The sequence below is a fragment of the Novosphingobium organovorum genome (genome assembly GCF_022832435.1).
GTDB classification, from domain to species: Bacteria; Pseudomonadota; Alphaproteobacteria; order Sphingomonadales; family Sphingomonadaceae; genus Novosphingobium; species Novosphingobium organovorum.
This window is the reverse complement of the sequence record NZ_JALHLF010000013.1, coordinates 24,007-47,262: the sequence shown is the minus strand read 5'-3', so window position 1 is coordinate 47,262 and position 23,256 is coordinate 24,007. Positions and strand designations below refer to the sequence as shown.

Genomic DNA, 23,256 nt, shown 5'->3' with positions numbered 1-23,256 from the left:
CCATGGCGGCGCCCGATCCGCGCGGCGCGCTGGTCTGGAGCCCCTTTGCCGACGAGGCGAGCGCCCTTGCCGCCGCGCGCACCCTCGTCGCGGAAGGGCTGGCGCGCTGCGGCAACGTGGTCCCCGGCCTGACCAGCGTGTTTGCCTGGCAGGGCACGATCGACACCGCGCGCGAGGCGGGTCTGCTGCTCAAAACCCGCGCCGACCGGCTCGACGCACTCATCGCCCGGCTCGAGACGATCCACCCTTACGATACCCCCGCCGTGTTCGGCTGGGTCTGTGATGCGTCGGGGCAGGGCACGCTGGAATGGCTCGCCGGACCTTCCTGATCCGCCTTGCGGTATCATATTACCTCTTCGCTATCCCGCAGAACGCTTGACTTGCCGGGCCATTTCGACGATTTGGCGCCACTTCCCGCGCACAGGGGGATTCGCATGGGCGATTCATCCGGGGCGCGCGCACGAAATAGTAAGGGATAGACCAGCCATGAAGGCGCTCACAAAGGTCACCCGGTCGATCAAGCCGGCCGAGGTGGAAAAGAAGTGGCATCTGATCGATGCCGAAGGTCTGGTGGTTGGCCGTCTGGCTGTCATCGTGGCCGACCTGCTGCGCGGCAAGCACAAGCCGAGCTTCACCCCGCACGTTGATTGCGGCGACCACGTCGTCATCATCAACGCCGAGAAGGTTCGCTTCACCGGCAACAAGCTCAAGCAGCAGACCTACTACAAGCACACCGGCTACGCCGGCGGCATCAAGGAAATCACCGCAGACAAGGTTCTCGCCGGTCGTTTCCCCGAGCGCGTGCTTGAAAAGGCGGTTGAGCGCATGATTCCCCGTGGTCCCCTCGGCCGCGACCAGATGCGCGCCCTGCACGTCTACGCCGGCACCGAGCACCCGCACGGCGGCACGCAGCCCGAGCTGCTCGACGTCGCTTCCATGAACCGCAAGAACAAGGTGGGTGCCTAATGTCCGACACCGAAACCGTCCAGAGCCTGTCCGACCTCAAGGATCTCGGCGCCGAAGTCGCGACCGAAGAGACCAGCGAAGAGCAGGGCTTCACCCCCGTCGTTTCGAACGCGCCGCTGCGTGAGCAGGAGCTCGACGCCCACGGTCGCGCTTACGCCACCGGCCGCCGCAAGGATGCCGTTGCCCGCGTGTGGATCAAGCCGGGCACCGGCAAGATCACCATCAACGGCCGCGACCAGGAAGTCTACTTCGCGCGTCCGACCCTGCGTCTGGTCATTGCCCAGACCTTCCAGATCACCGCGCGTGAAGACCAGTACGACGTCATCGCCACCGTCAAGGGTGGTGGTCTGTCGGGCCAGGCCGGCGCTGTGAAGCACGGCATCTCGCAGGCGCTCGCCAAGTACGAGCCGGCCCTGCGCGCCACGGTCAAGGCCGCCGGCTTCCTCACCCGCGACAGCCGCGTGGTCGAGCGTAAGAAGTACGGCCGCGCCAAGGCCCGTCGTTCGTTCCAGTTCTCGAAGCGCTAAGTTTCGACTGGACCGGATTACCGGTTACGAAAAAGGGGCTCGCGGGAAACCGCGGGCCCTTTTTTCATGCCCGCCGTCCGCGTCTTCATGGGCGGCCGCCAACGCCCTCTTGCCATCCTCGCGGCAGGCCTCGATCATCCCGTCCGCGACCATCGACACCGCAAAGGGCACGAAAGACATGGCAGGAAAGGGTGACAGGCGCGCATTGGGCCTGCTCAGCGTGATCTGGGGGTTGGGCCTCCTCGCGTCGGGCTGGGCGCCCTACGAGCGCGGCACCTGGCTCATGGAGGTGGCACCGGTGTTCATAGCCCTGGCGGCGCTGTGGGGCACCGCCGGGCGTTTTACGCTGTCCCGCCCCGCGCTCGGCCTGATCGGCTTCCACGGCCTCGTGCTGATGCTGGGCGGAGCCTATAGCTATGCGCGCGTGCCGATCGGCTTTGCCCTCCAGGATGCGCTGCACCTCGCGCGCAACCCCTATGACCGCTTCGGCCACTTCTGCCAGGGCTTCGTTCCCGCCATTGTCCTGCGCGAACTGCTGGTGCGGCTTGGTGGCCTCCAGAGGGGATGGCTGCTCACCGTCCTCGTGGCCGCCTGCTGTCTTGCGGTCAGCGCCGCTTACGAGCTTGTCGAGTTCGGTGCGGCCATGGCGCTCGGACAGGGGGCCGACGCGTTCCTGGGCACCCAAGGCGATCCCTGGGACACCCAATGGGACATGCTGACCTGCCTCATCGGCGCACTCGCCGCGCTCGCCTCGCTCTCCCGCGCCCACGATCGCGCGCTGGCGGGGCTAACCTCTTCAGATGTTTCGAAGTGAATTCAACTCGTTGTTTCCACATCCCCCACCTCTTCATCGCGCATGGACAGGTATCAATCATTGGCACTGTATCAACTTTAAACTAGTACCTTGCAATGAACATTAGCTGGCATTATACAGTCTCCATCCACAGGAGATGATTCGATGTCCGAAATCGAAGTCCAGCTAAAGAAAGGGGTGCTCGGCCTGTGCGTGCTTGCCCTGCTTTCCCGGCGCAACAGTTACGCCTACGAGATCGCGGCCCGCATGGCCGACGCGGTCGACATGGGCGAGGGTACGATCTACCCGCTGATGCGCCGCATGCAGAAGGATGGCCTGGTCTCGACCTATCTCGAGGAATCGCCGTCGGGCCCGCCGCGCAAGTACTACGCCATCACCGAAACCGGCCGGCAGAGCCTGGCCGCGCAGAGCGCCGAATGGCGCGGCTTCACCGCCGCCGTCGATCGCCTCATCGATGGCGACGAACCGGCCCAGCCGCACGCCTCCAGCACGACCGATACACCTGTTCAGGAAGGGGAACCCAGCCATGACGCGTCTTGAATTCCTGCGCCGTCTCGAAGCGGGCCTCAAGGGCCTTCCACGCGACGAGGTGGACGACATTCTCGCCGACTACGCCGAGCATTTCGAGGCCGGCCTTGCCGCAGGCCGCAGCGAAGACGCCATCGCCGAGGCGCTTGGCGATCCCGTGCGGCTCGCCCGTGAACTGCGCTTCGAGGCCGGGCACCGCAACTGGCAGAGCGCGCGCTCGCCGTCCTCCGCGCTCGGCGCGATCATCGCCTTCGTCGGGCTCGCCTCTCTCGACATCCTGATCCTGCTGCCGATCATCGCGGCGGTGGTTGGCGTGGTCATCGCACTGTTCCTCGCCGTCTTCGCGCTGTTCGTGTGCGGCGGCGCGATGCTCATCATCGGCCCCTTCACCGGCTTTCCCGGTGGCTGGGCGGTCGCCATGCTCGCCGGTCTCGGCGTGCTGAGCGGATCGGTCGCGCTCGCTGCGGTGCTGATCCTCGTCAGCATCTGGATCGTCAACGCGCTCATGTGGTTCGGTCGCCTGCACTACCGCGTGCTCGAACCCGCCATCCATTCCAACGACTAAGCGTCCACCGTCTTTCAGGAGAACACCGATGTTCAGAAAACTGCTCATTGTCTTCGTCAGCGCCGTGGTGCTTTCGCTCGCGGCCTTTGGCGGAGCCTGGCTCGTCGGCGGTGACAAATTCACCCGCGAATTCGCCAAAAACGATGGCTGGAGCTTCACCTTCGGCGAGGACGGCGACAACGACAAGGGCCCGGTCAAGACCCGCGAATTCGCGATCGAGTCGGGCTCGCAGATCGCCATGGAAATCCCCGTCGAACTGCGCTTTACTCGCGGCGACGCGCCCCGGATGACCGTCGAAGGCCCCTCGCGGGTGGTCGACCGCCTGCTGTGGGACAACGGCCGCCTGTCGATCGACGGTTCGCTGCACAGCCGCAAGGGCCTCAAGGTGACGATCACCGCACCCGAGATCCGTGGCCTCGACCTTGAAGCGCCGGGCGACGTAAAGCTCGTCGGCCTCGATCAGGACCAGTTCTCGCTGACCGCCGACGGTGCGGTCAACCTCGACGCGCGCGGCAAAGTGCGCAAGCTCTTCGTGACCGCCAACGGCGCGGGCAACATCGACCTGGGCAAGGTCGAGGGCGAGGACGCCACCGTCCGGGTCGACGGCGCGGGCGACGTGACCGTGGGTTCGAGCCGCCTGGCCGACATCGAGATCAACGGCGTGGGTCACGTCACCCTGGTGCGCAAGCCCGAGATCCTGCGTAGCCACATCAACGGCATCGGCACTGTCGATCACGATTACAAGGATTGAGGAAGGCACAAGGATTGAAGGGGTTGAACCCCCTTGACCCCCAACTGCCTGCCTTACCTCGCGCAACAGACGCGGCGCGCTCAAGGTAAGGTCAGCGGTTCGGAGAGCCCGAGGGCCGGTGCCCCAAGACGAAACCTCTCTTCGCAGACGAAAAGGCCGCACCTTCCCTTCGGACGGTGCGGCCTTTTCGTTTGCCCTTGATGCCGGTCAGCTCACCGGCGGATCGACCGCGGGAACATTGCCCACCGGCGCCACCGGTTCGCCAGGCTGGCGCGGGGGCAGGGCGTTTTCGGGAAGCGCGTTTTCGGACACGCCGCACAGCATCATGTCGCGCGTCGCGACATCTTCGAGATTGCGCGCGGTCACTTCGATCGACGCGCCGGTGATGCGGATTTCGTTGAAGCTGGGCGGGGTGGAACGGATGCGCTTGGACAGCGTGCCCGCGCCGATCATCCGCAGCGGCCCTTCGGGGGTCTGCGCGATCAGGTCGAAGGGGTCGTGGATATGGCCGGTCAAAATCGCGTCGACCTTGCGCCCGGCCAGCCCGGCCATCGCCTTTTTCCCGTTGATCGTCAGCAGCTTGTTATCTCGTTCGCGGCGTTCCGTAAGCGGGTGGTGGGCGGTGACGAGAATGCGTGTACCAGCCGGCTGCGCGTCGATCGCGGCAAGCGTTTCGGCCAGCGCCTTGTCGGTCACCCAGCCGTTTGACCAGGGAAAGCGCTGCCACTGCGCGCGCGTGGTGGTCTTGAGCGGAATGATCGCAAGACGCGGCAGATCCAGCTCGGCCTCGACCAGATCCTCGATCGCGTTGAACCGGCGATAGGGATCGAAGAAGCGCTGGTAGAGATTGGCGTAAGGGATGTCGTGGTTGCCCACTTCGACCGTGACCGGCACGTCGAGCTGGCGGATCCAGCGGCACGCCGCGTCGAATTCGCGGTGGCGCGCGCGCATCGTGAGGTCACCGGTAATCGCCACGGCATCGGGCCGTTCGTGCGCGATGCAGCGTTCGACCCAGGCGAGCGCGCTGCGATCCTCGAGCCCGAAGTGAATGTCGCTGAGGTGAAACAGGGTAAGCGTGCGATCGGTCATGCGCGGCTATCCGCCGATCCCGCCACCAGTCCCGCCGCCAATCTCGCCGCCCGTCTCGCCAATCGCGTGGGTGGCGATGAGATCGACCCCGCAAATGCCGAGGTCGAAGGTTTCCTCGGCCGCGCCGTCGAACGGTTCGCCATCGATGAGCAGCCCCATCGGTTCGCCCGCCGGACAGACCAGCCGCACCGTGCCATGGCGTCCCAGATCGTCATGCGGCCCGTCCCGGAAGTTCCGGTTGAGCAAGGCGATGCCCTGCCCGGCAAAGTCGGCAAGCGATTCGGCATAATACCCCTTGGCTTCGAGTCCGCCCTCCTGCGGCACGAGTGTGATCGCGGCATAGCCGTCTTCGCGGCCACAGTCGACCTCGGCGCAGGTCACTTTCGGGCCATTGGCCGAATAGCTGATCGCCTGGCGGGTGGTGGACAGGAATTCGACGATATCGACCGCGCGCATCGCCTCGCGCACTTCGTTCCACACCGTGCCGGGCCCGGCCAGGACGCCGGTCAACCCCATCGCGTGGCGCGAGGAAATGGTGGGGGTCCGCACGCGCTGGCCGCCGGTCGTGCGCAACCTGTCGGCGATGATCTCGAGCGCAACGTCACCGTGCAGTTTCTTGGAGAGCATGTTCATCGTGCCACCAGGCAGCACGAGCACCGCGCCGCGCCAGCCGAACAGGCCCGTGACGACCGCGTGCACCGTGCCATCGCCGCCGAACACCGCCACCAGCCCGGCGCCGTCGGCATCGAGATCGGCCGGCTTGGGCGCGGCATCGTCGGGGAAATGGAGCGTGCGTGCGAGGGTATAGCCCGCGCGCTCGAGCGCGGCCTTGACCGCGCGTTGCGATTCCTCGTCGTTGCTGCCGCTCGCCGAGTTGCACACCAGCCAGAGACGCCGGTTGCGCGCGGCGCTCGGCGCGCTCGCAGGGCCCTCGGGCCCCGCCACTCTCGTTTCGGGTTCGCTTGCCATGCCCGATGCAACCGTGCGGCGGCGCGCAGGTTCCCGTCAGAAACGATCCGAAAAGATCATCCAGGCCGCCAGCGTGTTGGCCGAGGAATAGAGCAGGTAGAGCAGGGCCCATCCCTCCGACCCCGAGGCGACCATGATCATCGAGCCGAGCAGCATGGCGAATTCGACGATGAGGCTGATGCGCCCCCCCAGCGGCTTGAGCAGCCAGGGCACTTGCGCGAGCATCGGATGACCGCTTTCGAGCACGGCCTTGTGCGCGGCAAAATTGGCCACCCCCAGGCAAAAGACGACGATCAATCCAAGCGACACGAGGGCGAGCGTACCGCCTTCGCAGCCGCAGCGCCAGCCTTGCGAATCACCCGCCTGACGATTCGCGGCATTGCCCTTGGAAACCCCACTATTCTGCGGTTTTTATCCGGTGTCGTTCGTCGACTACAAATGTCGTTCGTCCGCCCGCCTCACTCTTGGTCGAAGTCCGATGGGCCATGATAGATACCGGCGTGAACACACGTCCTCCTCGCGGCACAACAAACCCATCGAGCCGGTCGCCGCAGACATCGCGAACCTGCTCACCAAGGAGGAAACACGATGTTCACGAAGACCGCTTTTTTCGCCGCCGCGCTGATCGGACCCGCCGCCATGGCTGGGCTCGCCGCCACCTCGACCCCCGCCGCCGCCAAGGACGTCACGGTGTACTACACCGATCTCGACCTCGGCACGCAGGAAGGCCAGGACATTCTGCACAAGCGCCTCGTCAAGGCCGCGCGCCGCGCCTGCGACATGGACAGCCCCACCACCGGCACGCGCCTGCCCGCACCGTCCGCGCGCAGCTGCTTTCGCCAGGCCACCGGCAAGGTCGAGGACCAGATCGCCGCAGCCACTCGGGATCAGACTGAATACGCCCGCTTCGGCGGTTGATCACCACCCCGTTTTCGAGGTCCCAAAAGAAGAAACGACCCGGAAAAATCCCTGGCGGCCCGCCTCGCGCGGGCCGCCCTTTTCCGCGTGGAGAGAAGAGAGGATTCAAGGGATCAGGGCGCAAATTCATAAATGGCGCCCACGCGATGCGCGAGGGCCAGCGGCGGCGCTGGTGTCAGCGCCCGGCCATCTTCTTGACCGCAGGCAGATAGGTGCGCCCGATGCGCAGGCTTTCACCGTCGCCGGTCTCGACCGACCACACGCCCAAGCCTTCGTGCTTGAGCCCGGTCACGTTGTCGCGGCGCAGGATGTGGCTGCGATGGATACGGATGAAACGTTCAGGGTCGAGCCGCTCCTGCAGGCTGGTGATCGTCTGGAGCAGGAGGTAGCTCTGTTCGCCCACATGGAGGCGCACGTAGTCCCGCTCGGCGTCGATCTGGCGCACGTCCTCGGCGGGCACGCGCACCAGCTCGGAGCGGTGCGGAACCCAGAATTCCTCGAGCCAATCGCTCTTGGGCTGGCTGCGTTCGCCACGCCGCGCGACGACGCGCGCGACCGCGCGTTTGAGCCGCTCGGGCGCGACCGGCTTGAGCACATAGTCCACCGCGTCCAGATCGAACGCCTCGACCGCGAATTCGTCGTGCGCGGTAACGAAGATCACCGCCGGGGGATTGGCGCGGGTGGCGATCCGGCGCGCGACGGTGAGCCCGTCGGTCTCGGGCATGGTCAGGTCGAGCAGCAGCAGGTCGGGGGCCAGCGCCTCGCTGAGCCGCAGCGCCTGCTCGCCATCGCTTGCCGTGCCCACCACCGCGAGCGAACCGATCCTTGCGCAGATCACCTGCATACGCTCGACCGCCAGCGGCTCGTCATCGACGATCAGCGTGCGCAGCGGCCCCGGATTAGCATTTGGCGCAAAAGCGTCCGTCAACGTTCGAACTCCAGCGGCCCGCGGGAGAGTGCCTTCGTCTCGAGCGGCAGGTTGAGCACGGTCGCATGGCCGCCCCCTTCCTGCGTCCCGAACGACAGATCGGCCTGCGAACCATAGCGGGCCCGCAAGCGATCGCGCACGTTGGCAAGGCCGATGCCGCACCCCTCGGCCTTGCTCGGTTTGACGCCCGGTCCATCGTCGCAGACGGTGAGGACCAGCCGGTTGCCTTCGGCGCGGGCGCGAATCGCGATGGTGACGGGTCGCTGCGTGGCCGCGACCGCGTACTTCACCGAGTTCTCCACCAGCGGCTGAAGGATCATTCCGGGCACCATCGCATCGGCGGCGGTTTCGTCAACATCGATTCTGGTCTGTAATCGATTCGGGAAACGCACCGCCTCGATCGCGAGGTAGAGCTTCTGCATCTCGATCTCGTCGGTCAGCGTCATGTCGCCGGTCGGATCGCCCGCCAGCGTGTGGCGGTAAAAGGTGGAAAGCGTCTGGATCATCGTCTCGGCATCGTCCTGGCGCCCGGTCATCACCAGCGCGGAGAGCGAATTGAGCGTGTTGAACAGGAAGTGCGGGTTGACCTGGTAGCGCAGCGAACGCAGCTCGGCGGCTTCCGCCGCGCGGCGGTATTCGCCCTCGCGCCGTTCGGCCGCGCGCGCTTCCTCGGCCTTGGCCAGCGCGAAGTAGAGCGCCGCCCAGGCCAGCACCAGGAAATAGCGCCCGAACGTGGTGTCGGTCATCGCCGCCCATTCGGCGAACAGGCCTTCCTGCGCCTTGCGACCGTTGGCGCGGATGGTGATGCCGTGCCCCGTCGGTTCGCTCGCCTGCACCGCGGGCGTATCGGGCGCGGCCGGCGCGACAGGTTCGGCCACCGCGTCCGGGGAGACCGGCGAGGAGGCAACCGCCGAAGCCTCGCCCTGCGGCGTTGCCGCAGCGGCGGGCGCGCTGGGCGGGGGAGGGGGCTTGGGCAGGTCGACCAGGATATTGCCCGCCTCGTCCTGCATGATGCGCACCTGCCCCGGATCGACTTCGGTCATGCCTTCCTTCTCGGCCACCTTCATCGCCATTTCGATGTCGGCAAAGACCACCGCGTTGATGACGCTGAGCAGCAGCGCGAGCGGCAGGGCGCCAACCAGCACGATCAGCAGGCGCATCCCGTTCGACTTGCGGTCGAGCATCTGGAGCAGCGGCCAGACCGCGGCCATGACCATCGCCGAAAGCAGGCAGATCGTCAGCCGGCGCGAGATGATCGGCCAGACGAAGTCGAGCCCCATGAACGCGCCGCGCAAGGTTGCAAGGATGAAATAGCACGCCCACAGCGCCGCCAGCGAAAGCAGCACCATGCGCGCCGGAACACGCGGATTTTCGGATACGTCAGCCATGAACCCCCGCCTTACCGCGTCTTGAACCGATCAGGCCAGCGCGCCGGTCGAGGAGCAAGGGCTTTTTGTCGAGCGGGCAGGGGGGCGAGCAAGCCCTATCCCGCGCGATCCTCTCTCTTGCTCGCAGAAACGGGCGGCGCGGCCTGCGCCGCCCGCCCGTTCCTTATCTTATGGACCGCGGTCCGCCGATCAGTCGGCCAGCAGGTGTTCCCGGGCGATCTTTTCCTTCCACACCAGCGGGGCGAGCTGGTGGACGTTGTGGCCCTCGGAATCGACCGCGACGGTCACCGGCATGTCCTCGACGGTGAATTCGTAGATCGCTTCCATGCCCAGGTCCTCAAAACCGACGACCTTCGATTCCTTGATCGCGCGCGCGACGAGATAGGCCGCGCCGCCCACCGCCATGAGGTAGGCCGACTTGTGCTTGGCGATCGATTCGGTCGCCGCCGGGCCGCGCTCGGCCTTGCCCACGCAGGCCAGCAGGCCCTGTTCGAGCATCATGTCCATGAACTTGTCCATGCGCGTCGCGGTGGTGGGCCCGGCCGGGCCGACGATCTCGTCGCGCACCGGATCGACCGGGCCGACGTAGTAGATCACGCGGTTCTTGAATTCGACCGGCAGTTCCTCGCCCTTGGCCAGCATGTCCTGGATGCGCTTGTGCGCGGCGTCGCGCCCGGTCAGCATCTTGCCGTTGAGCAGCAGGCGATCGCCCTGCTTCCAGCCCTTCACGTCCTCGGGGGTGAGCGTGTCGAGGTCGACGCGGATGGCCTCCTTGCTCGGCTTCCATTCGACCTGGGGCCATTCGGCCAGGTTGGGCTTTTCAAGGTACTTGGGGCCCGAGCCGTCAAGCGTGAAGTGCGCGTGGCGGGTCGCGGCGCAGTTGGGGATCATGGCCACCGGCTTGTTCGCCGCGTGGCACGGCCAGTCGAGGATCTTGACGTCGAGGATGGTGGCAAGGCCGCCCAGGCCCTGCGCGCCGATGCCCATCGCGTTGACCTTGTCGAAGATCTCGATGCGCAGCGCCTCGATGTCGTTCTGCGGCCCGCGCGCCTTGAGCTGGCCCATGTCGATCGGCTCCATCAGGCTCTGCTTGGCAAGCTTGACGCAGTGCTCGGCGGTGCCGCCGATGCCGATACCCAGCATCCCCGGCGGGCACCAGCCCGCGCCCATCTGGGGCAGCATCTCGAGCACCCAGTCGACGATGTTGTCGCTGGGGTTCATCATCTTGAACTTCGACTTGGCTTCCGAGCCGCCGCCCTTGGCCGCAACGTCGACCGAAACCTTCGAGCCGGGCACCATCGTCACCGACAGCACCGAAGGCGTGTTGTCCTTGGTGTTGCGGCGGGTGAAGGCGGGATCGGCGAGAACCGAGGCGCGCAGCTTGTTCTCGGCGTTGCCATAGGCGCGGCGCACGCCCTCATCGACCACTTCCTGCAGCGAACGGTCCGATTCCAGGCGGCAGTTCTGGCCCCATTCGATGAACACGTTGACGATGCCGGTGTCCTGGCAGATCGGACGGTGGCCTTCGGCGCACATGCGGCTGTTGGTGAGAATCTGCGCGATCGCGTCCTTCGCGGCGGGGCCCTGTTCGGCCTCGTAGGCCTCGCCCAGCGCGCGGATATAGTCCATCGGGTGGAAGTAACTGATGTACTGGAGAGCGTCGGCGACACTATCGATCAGGTCGTCTTCGCGGATAGTCACCATTTCGGCCATGGGATCAAACGCTCCTGTAATGGGGCCCCGACACGGGACCTCTTGTCATTTTGGCAGTTCCCATAGGCCGCAGACCCCCTATCGTCAAAGCGTCAAGAGGGATCGACCAGTGCCGTTCAAAGCACTTGGCCTGAAACGAGCCTTGGCCTAGAAGGCCGCTCTACGAATGCCGAATTTTCCGCGCGCCATCCTGCCTGGGACCATCAGGCCCGAGAGCCGCGCTTGCTTGAGGGAATGCACAAGATGACCCTGACCGAAGACCGGTCCGCACCCACGACCTTCAACGAGGCGCGCCGCGCCATGATCGTCAGCCAGCTGCGCACCAGCGCCATCAACGAGCCCTGGGTGCTCACCGCGATGGCCAGTGTCGCGCGCGAAGACTACGTTCCGGCCGAGCTGAAGGCCGCCGCCTACATCGACCGCGCCGTGCCGCTGGGCGAGGGCCGCTTCCTCGCCGCGCCGCTGTTCTACGGCGCCGCGCTGACCGAAGCCGATCCGAGCCAGGCCAAGGCGATCCTGCTGGTGGGTGAGCCCAACGGCTACTTCGCCGCGCTGCTGCGCACGCTGGTCGCCTCGTTCGACGCGATCACCCCGGCCGAGGCGCTGACGGAAGGGAAGGGCGGCTACGACCTGATCCTGGTCGACGGCGCCGCCGAGGAACTGCCCGCAGCGCTCGTCGCGCGGCTCGAAGAGGGTGGCCGCATCGTCACCGGCGAGATCGTGCGCGGCGTCTCGCGCCTCGCGGTGGGCTGCAAGATCGCCGACCAGGTCGCGCTCTTGCCCGTCAGCGAAATGGGCATTCCCGCCGTTCCCGAATTCGCCGCTCCCAAGCGCTGGAGCTTCTAACCGTGTCCCGGCTCGCGCGGCGTGCCGGGATGATGACAGGTGCGACACTGCTGAGCCTCGCCGGCGCGCTGCCGGCGCGGGCCGATACGTTGCGCGAAGCTCTCGTCCAGGCCTACTCGACCAACCCCACGCTCGAAGCCGCACGAGCCACCCAGCGCGGCGTGGACGAAAACGTCCCCATCGCGCGCGCCGCGGGCCTGCCCAGCGCAAGCGCCGATGCCACCGCGCAAAAGTCGCTCGACAACAGCCTCTATTCGGCGGTCGGCCCCTCGCGCACCTTCAACGCCGGGGTCGACCTGACGATGCCGGTCTATTCGGGCGGCGCGGTGCGCAACCGCGTCGCGGCGGCCAAGATCCGCGTCGAGGCAGGCCAGGCGGACTTGCGCGGCACCGAGAGCAGTCTGTTCACCTCGGTCGTCTCGGCCTACATGGACGTGATCCGGGGCGAGGCGCTGGTCGGCCTCAACCGCAAGAACGTGAGCGTGCTGGAAACCAACCTGCAGGCCACCACCGACCGCTTCGAGATCGGCGACGTGACGCGCACCGACGTGGCGCAGTCGCAGTCGCGCCTCGCCGTCGCCCGGTCGAGCGAACGCAGCGTCGAGGCCGACCTTGCCGCCGCGCGCGAAACCTACATCCGCCTCGTCGGCAAGCCGCCCGAGAATCTCGTCGCCCCCCCGCCGCTGCCCGACCTGCCCGCCAGCGCGGACGATGCGGTCAGCGTCGCGCTCGATTCCAACCCGACGCTGATCGCCGCGCGCCAGCGCTCGAAGGCCGCCGACCGCGACATCGCCGCCGCGGGGGCCGGACGCCTGCCCAAGGTCAGCCTGTTCACCACCGGTTCCTACACCGATTATCTGGGCACGGTGAACCGCCAGTACTACGGTTACGACAGCTTTCATTCGGCCGCGGCGGGCGTTTCGGTCACGCTGCCGCTGTTCCAGGGGGGCCTGCCCGCCGCGCAGCGCCGCCAGGCCCAGGCTCAGGCGGGCGCCGCGCTCGAACAGGAAATCGGCGCCGAGCGCGACGTGATCGCGCAAGTCCGCTCGGCCTTCACCGCCTACAAGGCCTCGCTCGACCTGATCCAGTCCTCGCAAGTCGCGGTCGATGCCAGCACGCTCAGCCTCGAAGGCGTGCGCGCGGAAAATTCGGTGGGCCGGCGCACCGTGCTCGACATCCTCAACGCCGAGCAGGAACTGCTCAACGCGCAGACCGATCTCGTCACCGCCCAGCGCAACGCCTATGTCGCAGGCTTCGCCCTGCTTTCCGCGATGGGCCGCGCCGAAGCCCGCGACCTCAACCTGGAAGGCGGCGTGCTCTACGATCCTCAGGTCAACTACGAGCGCGTGCGCGGCAAGGTGTTCGACTGGGACAACGATCCCGCCCCGGTCGCGCAGGCGACCCGCACCGTCGATACCCCGGTGCAGGACGGCAACATCCCCGACCAGCCCGAACCCTGAGGGCCTGTCTCAAAAGTTCGGCACCCGCCCGCGCCCCCACCCGGCCTCCCAACCAGGGTACACTGTTGTGGGAAGCCGGGTGGGGGCGCGGGCCGGCGCCGTTCCAAAATGCCCCCTTCAGGTGACGTTTGGCTCCGGCACTAAGGGCCATCCATCCGAAACGGTGCACGCGGCGCGCCTCCCCCGTTGACGCGGCCGCGCCCCGCAGGCACAAACGTTAGCAGGCAATTTCAGGGGTCCCAACGTCATGCGCCAGAGCGGTGAACCATCGGTCGAGGAGATTCTCCAGTCGATCAAGAAGGTGATCGCGCGCGACGTGCAGATCCAGATGCCTCGTCACGAGGGCCGCAACGACAGCCAGAGCGCTCCGGCCAGCCGCTACGAAGAGAGCGTCCTCGAACTCGACGAAGCCGAGGCGCTTGGCTCCGAAGGGTCGTACGGCACGGCCCCGGAGGACGAAGAACCCTCACTGCTGCAGGACGCCAGCCGCAAGTCGATGCAGGATTCGCTTGCCGCGCTCGCCATGCTGTCCGAGCCGGGCAGCCGCCCCCGGATCGTGCGTTCGGGCGAAACCTCGCTCGAAGACCTGACCCGCGAGCTGCTGCGCCCGGCGCTTGCCGAATGGCTCGACAAGAATCTGCCGCCGATGGTCGAACGCCTCGTCGCCGCCGAAATCGCGAGGATCGTCGGCAAGCAGCGCTGAGCACCGGGCAGGGGCCTGAAGAGCGCACAACACCCCGCGTGATTTGCCCTATCAAGTGTTTCCACCCGCGCCGAAAATGCTTTAACTCTGGGCCATGGCCAAGCCCGATCCCGACCTGCTCGACCCCACGCGCTATCCGCACAGTATCCCGATCGCGCCGCGCTTCGCCGATCTCGATCCCAACCGGCACATCAACAACGTCGCCATGGCGGCCTATCTCGAAGACGCGCGCGTGCGCTTCTACGACGCGATCGGCATCCGCCACTTGCTGCGCGACACCAATGTGATGATCGTCAGCCTGGCGATCGAGTATCTTGGCGAAGCGCAGTATCCCGCTGCGCTGGAGGTGCACAGCGCGATCGAACGGCTCGGGCGCACCAGCCTCACGCTCGTCCACCTGCTGCGCCAGGAAGGCCGCCTCGTCGCCTTTGCCCGGTGCGTGATGGTGGCGGTGGATGCCGAGCGCCAGCTCGTCCCGGTGCCCGAAGGGCTCGACGAGGCGCGGCTGCGCCCGCTGGTCGCCTGATTCGATGACCCAGCCCGATCCCCGCGAACTGGCGCAGGCCCGCGCCGCGCTCGCCAAGGCGGGCGGCACGGCCATTACGCGCCACATCTTCCTGTGCGCCGAGCCGCAGAAGGGCGAATGCTGCCGTCCCGAGGCGGGCAAGGCGGCGTGGTCCTACCTCAAAAAGCGCCTGAAGCAACTCGGGCTCGACGGGGCGGGCGGGGTCGCGCGGACCAAGGCCGATTGCCTGCGCATCTGCGCGGCTGGCCCCATCGCGGTCGTCTGGCCCGAGGGGGTGTGGTACCATTCGTGCACCGCGCCGGTGCTCGAGCGGATCATCCAGGAGCATCTGATCGGCGGCCAGCCGGTAGAGGACTACCGTCTCAGACCGCCCGCATAAGCGGCGCGATCAGCGGGGTGCTGCGTCATCCCCGTCCACGCGGTCATCCTCGAGCGGGTCGACGATTGCCTCGTCGTGGCCGGTTCCGCTCGACAGGAACGCAAGCCCCATCAGCGCCGAGGCGAGCAGCATCGTGAACCCGATGCCCAGCGCCGCGGCGATGTAGAAATGGACCGAAATCGCCCCGTTCGAACGGTAGAGCAGATAGATCGCGGTGGCCACCAGGCCGACCGTGACCAGCATCATCCAGCGCATGATGCGCAAGTACCGCGCCCAGGCGTGCGCGGCCTTCACCGGATCGTCGAGAGGGGATGAGCGCAGCATGATCGTCCCGCTGTGCGCCATCGCGCGCCGCGGCGCAAGCACGCGACGGCAAATTGCAAACACCTCGACGCCTGGCACCCGCGGTGCGCGCGCACGGTACCCTCGACAGTCGGGGGTAAAGGGGTGTTAACCCCTTGAATCCTCATCCTCTTATGCTCCTGACGAACATGCTGACCGGCACTCGCGCCACGAAAGTATCGTTCAACCTAACCACCACCCCCGTACGAATCCGAAAGTGGTGAGACACCCGATGGTGTGTTACAGTTCGTTTCGCCGGTCCAACGAGTCCGGCCGACCACCACAAAACCGGGAGAGCAATGGATGACGATCGAAAGGATTATCGAAGGCCATCAGGATATTCTGACCTGCCCTGTCACCGCTAGCGTGCAGGAAGCCGCCACCTTGCTGGCTGATCGACGCATCGGCGCGCTGCCGGTGATGGACGGTGAGCGGATCGCAGGGATATTTTCCGAACGCGACGTGCTCTACCGCTTGCGGGAATTCGGCGCCGAAGTGCTCTCCATGCCCGTGCGCGACGTGATGACCACCCCGGCGGTCACGGTCGAGCCCTCCACCTCGGCAATGACCGCGCTGGCGATGATGACCAAGCGGCGCATCCGCCATCTCCCGGTGGTCGATCGGGGCCGGATGATCGGGTTCGTCTCGATCGGCGACATCGTCAAGTACCGTATCGACAAGGTCGAAGGCGAAGCGGCCGCAATGCGCGACTACATCCAGATGGCCTGAGAAAAGCAGGACAGCGCGCGGCGCAAGGCAACTTGTCGCCGCGGGCGTGCAGGCCTACATTGGAGGCATGGAACAGCCAGCGATCACTCTCAGCCCGTCCGCCGCCGCCCGCGTGGGGGCCATTGCCGCGAAACAGGGCAAGCCGGCGATCCTGCGCCTGTCGGTCGAAGGCGGGGGCTGTTCGGGCTTCCAGTACAAGTTCGGCCTGGCCGACGCGCAGCAGGACGATGACTGCGTGGCTGAGACCGACGGCGTGCGGCTCGTGGTCGATACGGTGAGCCTCGATCTGGTCCAGGGCTGCGTGGTCGATTACGTCGAATCGCTGGGCGGCGCGGCGTTCAAGGTCGAAAACCCGATGGCGGCCGCCGGTTGCGGCTGCGGATCGAGCTTCAGCATCTAAAGTTCCCCACGCGCCGCGCGTCCACATATCCGCGCGGCTTTGGCCTTGACGGGCAGGGGCAGCCCTGACGAGAAGGGCCGCCATGAAAATCGCCACCTTCAACATCAACGGCGTCAAGGCGCGCCTGCCCCGTCTGCTCGAATGGCTCGAGGAGACCCGTCCCGCCGTCGCCTGCCTGCAGGAAATCAAGTCGCAGGACGAAGGCTTCCCGATCGCCGAGTTCGAGAAGCTGGGATACAAGGGCATCTGGCACGGCCAGAAGGGCTTCAATGGCGTTGCCATCCTCGCCGACGGGGAAGTGCCCGTCGAAGTCCAGCGCGGGCTCGAGGGCGAGCCTGAGGACGACCATTCGCGCTATCTCGAAGCCGATGTCTTCGGTGTGCGCGTGGTGTGCATCTACCTGCCCAACGGCAACCCGGTGCCCGGTCCCAAGTTCGACTACAAACTGCGCTGGATGAAGCGTCTGCGCGCGCGCATGGCCGCGATCAAGGCCGAGGAAGTGCCCGCGATCGTCACCGGCGACTTCAACGTCATCCCGCACGACCACGATATCTGGTCGCCGCCCGCGATGGCCGCCGACGCGCTGATGCAGCCCGAATCGCGTGATGCCTACTTCCGCCTGCTGGGCGATGGCTGGACCGACGCGATCGCCACGCACAACCCGCGCGGGGGCGTGTGGACCTTCTGGGACTACCAGGCGGGCGCCTGGCCGCGCGACCATGGCTTTCGCATCGACCACGCGCTGCTCTCGCCCGAACTGGCCGACCGGCTGGTGTCCTGCGGCGTCGACAAGACGCATCGCGGGCGCGAAAAGGCCAGCGATCACGCCCCGGTGTGGGTCGAATTGCGCGCTTGAGGTAGCCCGAACCGTCGCGCGCACCCTTCTCGCGGCTGGATTAGCCGGGAAAGGTGCGCTCGAGAGTATCGGGTCAAGGGGGGGAGCCCCCTTGAATCATCCAAACCCCGTCACCGTCTTCAACGGTAGAAGACGTGGTTGTCGACGCGGGCGATCCGATCGTGATTCCAGCGCGGCGCGACGCGCGCGGCGTGGAAGTAGAGCGCGCCACGGGCCGGATTGGTCCAGCCATCGGCAATGGCGATGCGCGCGATGGCGACCGCGTTGCGCCAGGCCTGCGAAGCCTTGGCAATGCGCGGCATACGACCGTGGCGCACGAAGGAGAACTGCGAAGGCTGGTAGACCACGCCGCAGTAACTGTCCGGGAAGACCCCGGAGTTGGCGCGGTTGATGACCACGCGGCCAACGGCAAGCTGGCCTTCGAGCGATTCACCGCGCGCTTCGAAGTAGATCGCGCCAGCCAGGCAGCGCATCTGGCGATCGAGCTTCCTGGGCAGGGTCTGCAGCGCGACCAGCTGGTCAAGCGACTGCGCGTCGTCTTGCGCGCTGGACGTATCGTCCTGAGCCTCAGGCGCCGGCTCGGAAGCCTCGCCCTGCACGACCGGGTTGGAAACGAAGCGGACCGGGCCCTTTGCGGCGTCCCCGGCCAGTTCGCGGGTGGGTTCCGTCTGCGCCGCGATCGGCGTGCGATCCTGTGCGGCAGCGCCCGAACCCTGGGCGCTCAGAACAGCGGTGACAACTGTGGCGGCCAGCGCAACCGCGCTCGCCCACTCAAGCTTCGTAGCCATGTACTACAAGTCAAATGCGGTGAACCGGTCCGACACAGGCTGGAACGAAATGGCTGCGTGAGCCGTTTTCCCTTCGTTCGGGCCTGCCGACGATCCCCCGTCTGCGTGCTAGCCTGGCGTGCCGAAATGCCGCCGGGGCCGCGTCCGCGATTGCGAGCGGGCCTTTACCCTCTCCACCCGTCCAGTCAACCCGTCCTTGGGTCAGGTTGCGAGGAAGCGTGTCCCATTCGCCACATCCAGTTCGACGATCCACACGTCCGGGTCCTGCCGGGCGCGGCGGTCGAGAAATTCGGAAAAGGCGAAAGGATCGACCGGATCCTGCGCTTTGGAGAGCGTCCAGTGCCGGGTTCCATCGAGCTGCGGCATGCGTTCGTAGGCGGCGCTGTCCTGCCCGCGACAGGTCAGCACAACGATAATCGTTCCCGCATCGCGCTCCCCCTTGTGCAGCACCATGCCGAAGCCCCCCTCGGCCTCGACCCGCCGGATCAGGCCGCTGACTTCGAGATGCGCGGGCAGGCGGGCGTCCATCGTCTCAGCCCTGCACCTTGGGCGCGTAACCGACTGGTGCCGACGGCGCATAGCCAGGCAGCCCCGACAACGCGATGCGCGAGCGCATGAACGTGCCGCTGCCGCGCCCGACTTCCTCGCCCGTCGCGTCGATCAGCCGGGATTCGGCCACGAACACGCGCCGACGCCCGGAAATCCAGGTCCCTTCAGCCACGATCCGGCCCCCCGTGATCGGCTTGGTGAGATGCAGGTTGAACGCCGTGGTCAGTAAAAAGCGATCGGTGACAAGCGTGTTGGCGGCGTAGAAAGCCGCATCGTCAAGCATCTTGAAATAGATGGTGCCGTGCGCCGCGCCGGCGGCGTGGAACACCTCGGGCGCAACCTCGAAGTGAATACGCGCCTTGCCCTCCCCGACGATTTCGAGACGGGACTGGAACAGGGTGTTGATCGGGGCCGACGCGTAAAGATTTTCAAGCGCCCGCCAGTGCCCGGCCGCGCCCGTCGTGTCGGCGGTGTTGTCGGCCGCCGCGCCCTCAGGCGGCATCGCGGTCGATAACGTTGCTGAGCAGCGAATAGAGCGCTTCGGCACCGGGGGCATCGACCAGCGCTTCGTGCATGCGTTCATCGCGCATCATGCGCGAGATCGCGGCCAGCGCGTGAAGGTGCGTTGCCCCCGCCGCAGCGGGCGAGAGCAGGCCGAACACGAGATCGACAGGAAGGCCATCGGCCGACTGGAACTCGACCGGCGAATTGAGACGGATGAACGCGGCGACGGGGCGCTTGAGCCCTTCGATCCGCGCGTGAGGGATGGCAATCCGGCGTCCGAAGCCGGTGCTGCCCAGCTGTTCGCGTTCGAGAATGCTCGCCAGAACGCTGTCGCGATCAAGCTCGTAGACGTCGGCGAAAAGCCCGGCGAGCTGCTTGAGGATCGCGTCCTTGCCATCGGCATCGATCGCCGCGACGGCCGCAGGCATCAAGGTGAATAGACTGGTCATTGGCAGATCAGGTTGGGTCGTCAGACCGCTCTTCCATACTATCTGTGCGCGTTCAGCCCCCGAAAATTCGGGGGCTGCTCGTTTTCCGATCGGCCAGGTTACGGCTCTGGAAAGGCGATTGCGCGGCAGGCTTCAGGCCGGTTCGACCCACCCGATCGAACCATCGCCGCGGCGGTAAACCATATTATGGCGTCCGGTGCCAGCGTTTTTGAAGAACAGCGCGGTGGTGTTGCGCAAGTCGAGCATCATGACCGCGTCGGACACCGTCGCCTCGGGAATATCGACCCGTGTTTCGGCAATGACGACAGGGGCTTCGAACTCGATTTCCTCTTCGGGTTCGAAGGTCGCTTCCTCGAAGATGGTGTAGGCGGCCTCTTCGGCGACGATGCCATCGGCCATCGCCAGCGCGTGCGCGGCCTGCTCGGAGCGGTCCTTGAGACGACGCTTGTAACGGCGCAGCTGCTTGTCGATCTTTTCCGCGGCCTGATCGAGCGCGACGTGCGCATCCTGCGCAATGCCCGTGCCCTTGAGCACCAGGTTCTGCATCGCGTGCATCACGATGTCGCAGCGGAACGCCCCGGCCGGAGCGCGGCCAAAGGTCACCTGCGAGGAAATAGCCCTGCTGAAGTACTTTTCGCTGATCGCCGAGAGTCGCTCGTTGGCGTGGATCTGCAGGGCCTCACCGGTTTCGACTTGATGACCGGAGACACGGATATCCATGGGCGAATACTCCTCTTACTATAGTTATCAGGCTCCCCAGAGGGGGGTATCGACCGACTTGAGAAACGCCGCGTGCGCGGCCTTTTCCTCTTCGGTGGCCGCGTGGGGACGCGGCTGACGGAAAACGCGATCCCTTCGTGCGAGGACCTTGGTTTCCGTCACGATTTCAGTTGTTTCGGCGACCAGTTCGAGACCGATCTGGCGGCCGCCACGAAGTTCTACATAGACTTGCGCCAACAATTCGGCGTCTAGCAACGCGCCGTGCTTGGTACGATGACTTCGATCAATCCCGTAGCGCGAGCACAGCGCGTCGAGCGAAAGCTTCGAGCCGGGGTGCTTGGCCTTGGCCAGCGCGACGGTATCGACCATGCGTTCGCGGCCGACTTCGGGCAGGCCGATCATCGCCAGTTCGGCGTTGATGAAGTTGAAGTCGAAGGCCGCGTTGTGCGCGACCATCGGGCTGTCCTGGATGAAGTCGAGGAAATCCTGTGCGCAGGCGCCGAACAGCGGCTTGTCGGCCAGGAAGGCATCGGACAGGCCGTGAACGGCCTCGGCCTCGGCGGGCATCGAACGCTCGGGGTTGAAATAGGCGTGGTAGGTCTGGCCCGTTTCCACCCGGTTGATCATCTCAACGCAGCCAATTTCAACCATGCGATCCCCTTTCTTGGGGTCAAATCCGGTCGTTTCGGTATCGAAGACAATCTCTCGCATTTTATCTCATATCTGCCTCGTGAGCCCGGCGTGCAAGAGCTTCACGGCGATTATTCTGCACCACTGAGCGCGGCGATGACCGCGCGCACCTGTTCGCGTGTCCGTGCCAGCTCGGTGCCGGTATCGATCACGAAATCGGCCCGCGCGCGCTTCTCGGCATCGGGTACCTGAAGTGCCAGAATCCGCGCGAATTTCTCCTCGCTCATACCCGATCGGGCAAGGACGCGCGCGCGCTGGACATCCGCCGGAGCCGAGACCACCGCGACCGCATCCATCTCCTCGTATCCACCCTTTTCGTAAAGCAGCGGTATATCGAAGACCAGTATCGGGCACGATTGCGCACGCGTGCGAAACGACTCGCGTTCGCGCGCGACGGCGGGGTGGACGATTCGCTCGAGCCGCGCGAGCGCGTCCGGATCGCCGAACGCCGCCGCGCCCAGCTTCGCCCGGTCCACCCCCTCAGGGCCGGTGGTGCCGGGAAAGGCCGCCTCGATCGGCTCCACCAGCGCGCCGCCCGCGCCCTGCAGCGCGTGAACCGCGGCATCGGCATCGAACACCGGCACGCCCTGCTCCCGGAACATCGCCGCGACGGTCGACTTGCCCATCCCGATCGATCCGGTGAGGCCCAGTTGGATCGAACGCGCCATGGCCATGATACCCCTGCGCTTCAGCCCAGAATCCGTGCGCGCAGTTCGGCATCCTCGCCGCGCGGGGGGCTGGCGCCAAAGAAGTGGGTAAACGCCACGTCGGCCTGTCCGATCAGCATCGCGAGGCCATCGACGGTGGCAAAGCCCTTGTCCGCCGCCTCCTTGAGAAAGGCCGTCTCGAGCGGGCTGGTGACGATATCGTAGACCACCGAGGCGGGCGGGGCGTGCGAAAAGTCGAACGCCAGCGGCGGATTGCCCGCCATGCCCAGCGGGCTGGCGTTGACGATGAGATCGAAGCAGCCCTGCCGGTCGTCAAAGGCGAAATCGGTCGCATCGGCGAAATGGTCGAGCGCGATGGCGTGGTGTTCCCCCTCGGGGTCGAGTTCCTCGAGGAGCGCGCGCGCCTTTTCCGGATCGCGCCCGGCGAGCACGATGGTGAAATGCTCGGCCGCCAGCGCGGCGACGATCGCCCGCGCCGCGCCGCCCGTACCCAGTACACGCGCCATGCGCCACAGATGCGTCTTGGCGAGCGTCGGGCGCAGCGGTTCGAGGAAGCCGGGCGCGTCGGTGTTGGTCCCGGTCAGCGTGCCGTCGGCCTCGCGCACGATGGTGTTCACCGCGCCGATCTGTTCGGCGAGCGGGTCGAGCCGGTCGAGCAGCGGCATCACCGCCAGCTTGTGCGGCATCGTCACGTTGCAGCCGCGCCAGGCCGGATCGGTGCGGCGCGCGGCAAGATAGTCGGCCAGCCCGTCGACAGTGACCCGGCACGCGTCATAGCGACCCGCCAGGCCCAGCTTCTCGAGCCAGAAGCGGTGGATCACCGGCGACTTGGACTGGGCGATCGGATCGCCGATAACTTCGGCGTAGGGCACGGCGTCCTTGCTCATCGGGTCAAAACCTCCATCGCGCGCAGCGCCTGCTGTACCTTGAGCAGGGGCATGCCCAGAATCGTGAAATAGTCGCCCTCGATCGCCTCGAACAGGCGCACCCCTCGCCCTTCGATGCGGAACACCCCGACGCAGCCAGCCACTTCGGGCCATTCGTCGTCGAGATAGTCCGCAATGAACGCCTCGCCGAGCGGCGCGACGGTCAGGCGGGCAACCGCGGGTTCGCCCCAGAGGACTTCCCCATCGCGAACAAGCGCCGCGGCGCTGTGCAGTTCCATCACCTTGCCCGAAAAGAAGCGCAAGTGGCGCGCGGCGGCCTCGCGATCCTCGGGCTTGTCGAAGCGCTGGCCCCCGCAGACCACCAGCGAATCGCTGCCCAGCACTAGCGCGCCGGGTGTTTCACGTGAAACCGCCAGCGCCTTTTCCCGCGCCAGCGTCAGCGCGATGTCCGGTGCCGCGCTATCCCCCAGCGCGGCTTCGATCGCGCGCTCGTCGACATGGGCGGGCTGCGCGGTGAAGGGAATGCCGGCCGCTTCGAGCATGGCGCGGCGCGATGCGCTCTTGGACGCAAGTACGATCATGGAGACCCCGTTGGAATTATGGT

At 66.3% G+C, this 23,256-nt stretch carries 32 protein-coding genes; 16 read left to right on the top strand and 16 right to left on the bottom strand.

Features of this window, described 5'->3' with window-relative positions:
* Positions 1-2 precede the first annotated feature (2 nt).
* From cutA to MTR62_RS05915, 7 genes are all read left to right on the top strand, one after another.
* Positions 3-329 (top strand): divalent-cation tolerance protein CutA, encoded by a 327-nt coding sequence (cutA, locus tag MTR62_RS05945; protein WP_244017959.1) that lies wholly within the window; start codon positions 3-5, stop codon positions 327-329.
* Between the two features lie 157 nt (positions 330-486).
* Positions 487-966, top strand: coding sequence for a 50S ribosomal protein L13 (gene rplM, locus MTR62_RS05940; RefSeq protein ID WP_244017957.1), 480 nt, complete (start codon positions 487-489; stop codon positions 964-966).
* Positions 966-1,493 (top strand): 30S ribosomal protein S9, encoded by a 528-nt coding sequence (gene rpsI / locus MTR62_RS05935; RefSeq protein ID WP_244017955.1) that lies wholly within the window; start codon positions 966-968, stop codon positions 1,491-1,493. The genes rplM and rpsI overlap by 1 nt, the downstream gene beginning before the upstream one ends.
* Before the next feature lie 178 nt (positions 1,494-1,671).
* The gene (locus MTR62_RS05930; protein WP_244017953.1) at positions 1,672-2,307 is read left to right on the top strand and encodes a DUF2238 domain-containing protein; all 636 of its coding nucleotides are present in this window, start codon (positions 1,672-1,674) and stop codon (positions 2,305-2,307) included.
* A gap of 144 nt (positions 2,308-2,451) precedes the next feature.
* Positions 2,452-2,847 carry a PadR family transcriptional regulator gene (locus tag MTR62_RS05925; protein WP_244017951.1) on the top strand — a complete coding sequence of 132 codons (396 nt, stop codon included), beginning with the start codon at positions 2,452-2,454 and terminating at the stop codon, positions 2,845-2,847.
* The gene (locus MTR62_RS05920) at positions 2,834-3,400 is read left to right on the top strand and encodes a DUF1700 domain-containing protein (RefSeq protein WP_244017949.1); all 567 of its coding nucleotides are present in this window, start codon (positions 2,834-2,836) and stop codon (positions 3,398-3,400) included. The genes MTR62_RS05925 and MTR62_RS05920 overlap by 14 nt, the downstream gene beginning before the upstream one ends.
* Positions 3,401-3,428: 28 nt before the next feature.
* Positions 3,429-4,151 (top strand): GIN domain-containing protein, encoded by a 723-nt coding sequence (locus MTR62_RS05915; protein ID WP_244017947.1) that lies wholly within the window; start codon positions 3,429-3,431, stop codon positions 4,149-4,151.
* A gap of 207 nt (positions 4,152-4,358) precedes the next feature.
* Here the strand turns inward: MTR62_RS05915 and MTR62_RS05910 are convergent, their stop codons facing one another.
* From MTR62_RS05910 to MTR62_RS05900, 3 genes are read right to left on the bottom strand one after another with little or no spacing between them, the layout of a single operon-like run.
* The gene (locus MTR62_RS05910) at positions 4,359-5,240 is read right to left on the bottom strand and encodes a metallophosphoesterase family protein (protein WP_244017945.1); all 882 of its coding nucleotides are present in this window, start codon (positions 5,238-5,240) and stop codon (positions 4,359-4,361) included.
* 6 nt (positions 5,241-5,246) lie between these two features.
* Positions 5,247-6,209 (bottom strand): diacylglycerol/lipid kinase family protein, encoded by a 963-nt coding sequence (locus MTR62_RS05905; protein WP_244017943.1) that lies wholly within the window; start codon positions 6,207-6,209, stop codon positions 5,247-5,249.
* 36 nt (positions 6,210-6,245) lie between these two features.
* Positions 6,246-6,518 (bottom strand): hypothetical protein, encoded by a 273-nt coding sequence (locus MTR62_RS05900; RefSeq protein ID WP_244017941.1) that lies wholly within the window; start codon positions 6,516-6,518, stop codon positions 6,246-6,248.
* A gap of 279 nt (positions 6,519-6,797) precedes the next feature.
* On the opposite strand from MTR62_RS05900, the gene MTR62_RS05895 reads away from it, so the two are divergent.
* Entirely contained in the window at positions 6,798-7,127 is a 330-nt protein-coding gene (locus MTR62_RS05895) for a UrcA family protein (RefSeq protein ID WP_244017939.1), read from the top strand.
* Between the two features lie 175 nt (positions 7,128-7,302).
* On the opposite strand, the gene MTR62_RS05890 is transcribed toward MTR62_RS05895, so the two are convergent.
* From MTR62_RS05890 to MTR62_RS05880, 3 genes are all read right to left on the bottom strand, one after another.
* A complete protein-coding gene (locus MTR62_RS05890) occupies positions 7,303-8,055 on the bottom strand; it encodes a LytR/AlgR family response regulator transcription factor (RefSeq protein ID WP_268739686.1) in 753 nt (250 codons plus the stop codon).
* Positions 8,052-9,443 carry a sensor histidine kinase gene (locus MTR62_RS05885; protein WP_244017937.1) on the bottom strand — a complete coding sequence of 464 codons (1,392 nt, stop codon included), beginning with the start codon at positions 9,441-9,443 and terminating at the stop codon, positions 8,052-8,054. The genes MTR62_RS05890 and MTR62_RS05885 overlap by 4 nt, the downstream gene beginning before the upstream one ends.
* A 189-nt stretch (positions 9,444-9,632) precedes the next feature.
* Positions 9,633-11,156, bottom strand: a complete 1,524-nt coding sequence (locus tag MTR62_RS05880; protein ID WP_244017935.1) for a fumarate hydratase — start codon at positions 11,154-11,156, stop codon at positions 9,633-9,635.
* Between the two features lie 243 nt (positions 11,157-11,399).
* On the opposite strand from MTR62_RS05880, the gene MTR62_RS05875 reads away from it, so the two are divergent.
* The 5 genes from MTR62_RS05875 (at position 11,400) to MTR62_RS05855 (ending at position 15,070) form a co-directional block, all read left to right on the top strand.
* Entirely contained in the window at positions 11,400-12,002 is a 603-nt protein-coding gene (locus MTR62_RS05875; RefSeq protein WP_244017933.1) for a protein-L-isoaspartate O-methyltransferase family protein, read from the top strand.
* A gap of 2 nt (positions 12,003-12,004) precedes the next feature.
* Positions 12,005-13,462: a TolC family outer membrane protein gene (locus MTR62_RS05870; RefSeq protein ID WP_244017931.1), complete on the top strand. Its 1,458-nt coding sequence runs from the start codon at positions 12,005-12,007 to the stop codon at positions 13,460-13,462.
* A 247-nt stretch (positions 13,463-13,709) separates the two neighbouring features.
* Positions 13,710-14,165 carry a DUF2497 domain-containing protein gene (locus MTR62_RS05865; RefSeq protein ID WP_244017929.1) on the top strand — a complete coding sequence of 152 codons (456 nt, stop codon included), beginning with the start codon at positions 13,710-13,712 and terminating at the stop codon, positions 14,163-14,165.
* Positions 14,166-14,259: 94 nt separating this feature from the next.
* The gene (locus MTR62_RS05860) at positions 14,260-14,691 is read left to right on the top strand and encodes an acyl-CoA thioesterase (RefSeq protein ID WP_244017927.1); all 432 of its coding nucleotides are present in this window, start codon (positions 14,260-14,262) and stop codon (positions 14,689-14,691) included.
* Between the two features lie 4 nt (positions 14,692-14,695).
* Positions 14,696-15,070: a (2Fe-2S) ferredoxin domain-containing protein gene (locus MTR62_RS05855; RefSeq protein ID WP_244017925.1), complete on the top strand. Its 375-nt coding sequence runs from the start codon at positions 14,696-14,698 to the stop codon at positions 15,068-15,070.
* Positions 15,071-15,079: 9 nt separating this feature from the next.
* Here the strand turns inward: MTR62_RS05855 and MTR62_RS05850 are convergent, their stop codons facing one another.
* Positions 15,080-15,394, bottom strand: a complete 315-nt coding sequence (locus MTR62_RS05850; RefSeq protein ID WP_244018015.1) for a hypothetical protein — start codon at positions 15,392-15,394, stop codon at positions 15,080-15,082.
* A 321-nt stretch (positions 15,395-15,715) separates the two neighbouring features.
* Here MTR62_RS05850 and MTR62_RS05845 point away from each other — a divergent pair, with 321 nt between their 5' ends.
* From MTR62_RS05845 to xth, 3 genes are all read left to right on the top strand, one after another.
* Positions 15,716-16,141 carry a CBS domain-containing protein gene (locus MTR62_RS05845; RefSeq protein WP_244017923.1) on the top strand — a complete coding sequence of 142 codons (426 nt, stop codon included), beginning with the start codon at positions 15,716-15,718 and terminating at the stop codon, positions 16,139-16,141.
* A gap of 67 nt (positions 16,142-16,208) precedes the next feature.
* The gene (locus MTR62_RS05840) at positions 16,209-16,541 is read left to right on the top strand and encodes a HesB/IscA family protein (RefSeq protein ID WP_244017921.1); all 333 of its coding nucleotides are present in this window, start codon (positions 16,209-16,211) and stop codon (positions 16,539-16,541) included.
* Between the two features lie 82 nt (positions 16,542-16,623).
* A complete protein-coding gene (xth, locus tag MTR62_RS05835; protein WP_244017919.1) occupies positions 16,624-17,397 on the top strand; it encodes an exodeoxyribonuclease III in 774 nt (257 codons plus the stop codon).
* A gap of 119 nt (positions 17,398-17,516) precedes the next feature.
* Here the strand turns inward: xth and MTR62_RS05830 are convergent, their stop codons facing one another.
* From MTR62_RS05830 to MTR62_RS05790, 9 genes are all read right to left on the bottom strand, one after another.
* Complete coding sequence (locus tag MTR62_RS05830) at positions 17,517-18,185, bottom strand: cell wall hydrolase (RefSeq protein ID WP_244017917.1); 669 nt, start codon at positions 18,183-18,185, stop codon at positions 17,517-17,519.
* 201 nt (positions 18,186-18,386) lie between these two features.
* The gene (locus MTR62_RS05825) at positions 18,387-18,713 is read right to left on the bottom strand and encodes a DUF1491 family protein (protein WP_244017915.1); all 327 of its coding nucleotides are present in this window, start codon (positions 18,711-18,713) and stop codon (positions 18,387-18,389) included.
* Between the two features lie 4 nt (positions 18,714-18,717).
* Complete coding sequence (locus MTR62_RS05820; protein ID WP_244018013.1) at positions 18,718-19,236, bottom strand: PaaI family thioesterase; 519 nt, start codon at positions 19,234-19,236, stop codon at positions 18,718-18,720.
* Positions 19,226-19,687 carry a PTS sugar transporter subunit IIA gene (locus MTR62_RS05815; RefSeq protein ID WP_244017913.1) on the bottom strand — a complete coding sequence of 154 codons (462 nt, stop codon included), beginning with the start codon at positions 19,685-19,687 and terminating at the stop codon, positions 19,226-19,228. The genes MTR62_RS05820 and MTR62_RS05815 overlap by 11 nt, the downstream gene beginning before the upstream one ends.
* 132 nt (positions 19,688-19,819) lie before the next feature.
* The gene (hpf, locus tag MTR62_RS05810; protein WP_244017911.1) at positions 19,820-20,407 is read right to left on the bottom strand and encodes a ribosome hibernation-promoting factor, HPF/YfiA family; all 588 of its coding nucleotides are present in this window, start codon (positions 20,405-20,407) and stop codon (positions 19,820-19,822) included.
* 27 nt (positions 20,408-20,434) lie between these two features.
* On the bottom strand, positions 20,435-21,118 hold the full coding sequence (gene dnaQ / locus MTR62_RS05805) for a DNA polymerase III subunit epsilon (protein ID WP_244017909.1): 684 nt from the start codon (positions 21,116-21,118) through the stop codon (positions 20,435-20,437).
* A gap of 50 nt (positions 21,119-21,168) precedes the next feature.
* Positions 21,169-21,765, bottom strand: a complete 597-nt coding sequence (gene coaE / locus MTR62_RS05800; RefSeq protein ID WP_244017907.1) for a dephospho-CoA kinase — start codon at positions 21,763-21,765, stop codon at positions 21,169-21,171.
* 20 nt (positions 21,766-21,785) lie between these two features.
* The gene (gene aroE / locus MTR62_RS05795) at positions 21,786-22,652 is read right to left on the bottom strand and encodes a shikimate dehydrogenase (RefSeq protein ID WP_244017905.1); all 867 of its coding nucleotides are present in this window, start codon (positions 22,650-22,652) and stop codon (positions 21,786-21,788) included.
* Positions 22,649-23,233, bottom strand: a complete 585-nt coding sequence (locus MTR62_RS05790) for a Maf family protein (protein WP_244017903.1) — start codon at positions 23,231-23,233, stop codon at positions 22,649-22,651. The genes aroE and MTR62_RS05790 overlap by 4 nt, the downstream gene beginning before the upstream one ends.
* Positions 23,234-23,256 lie beyond the last annotated feature (23 nt).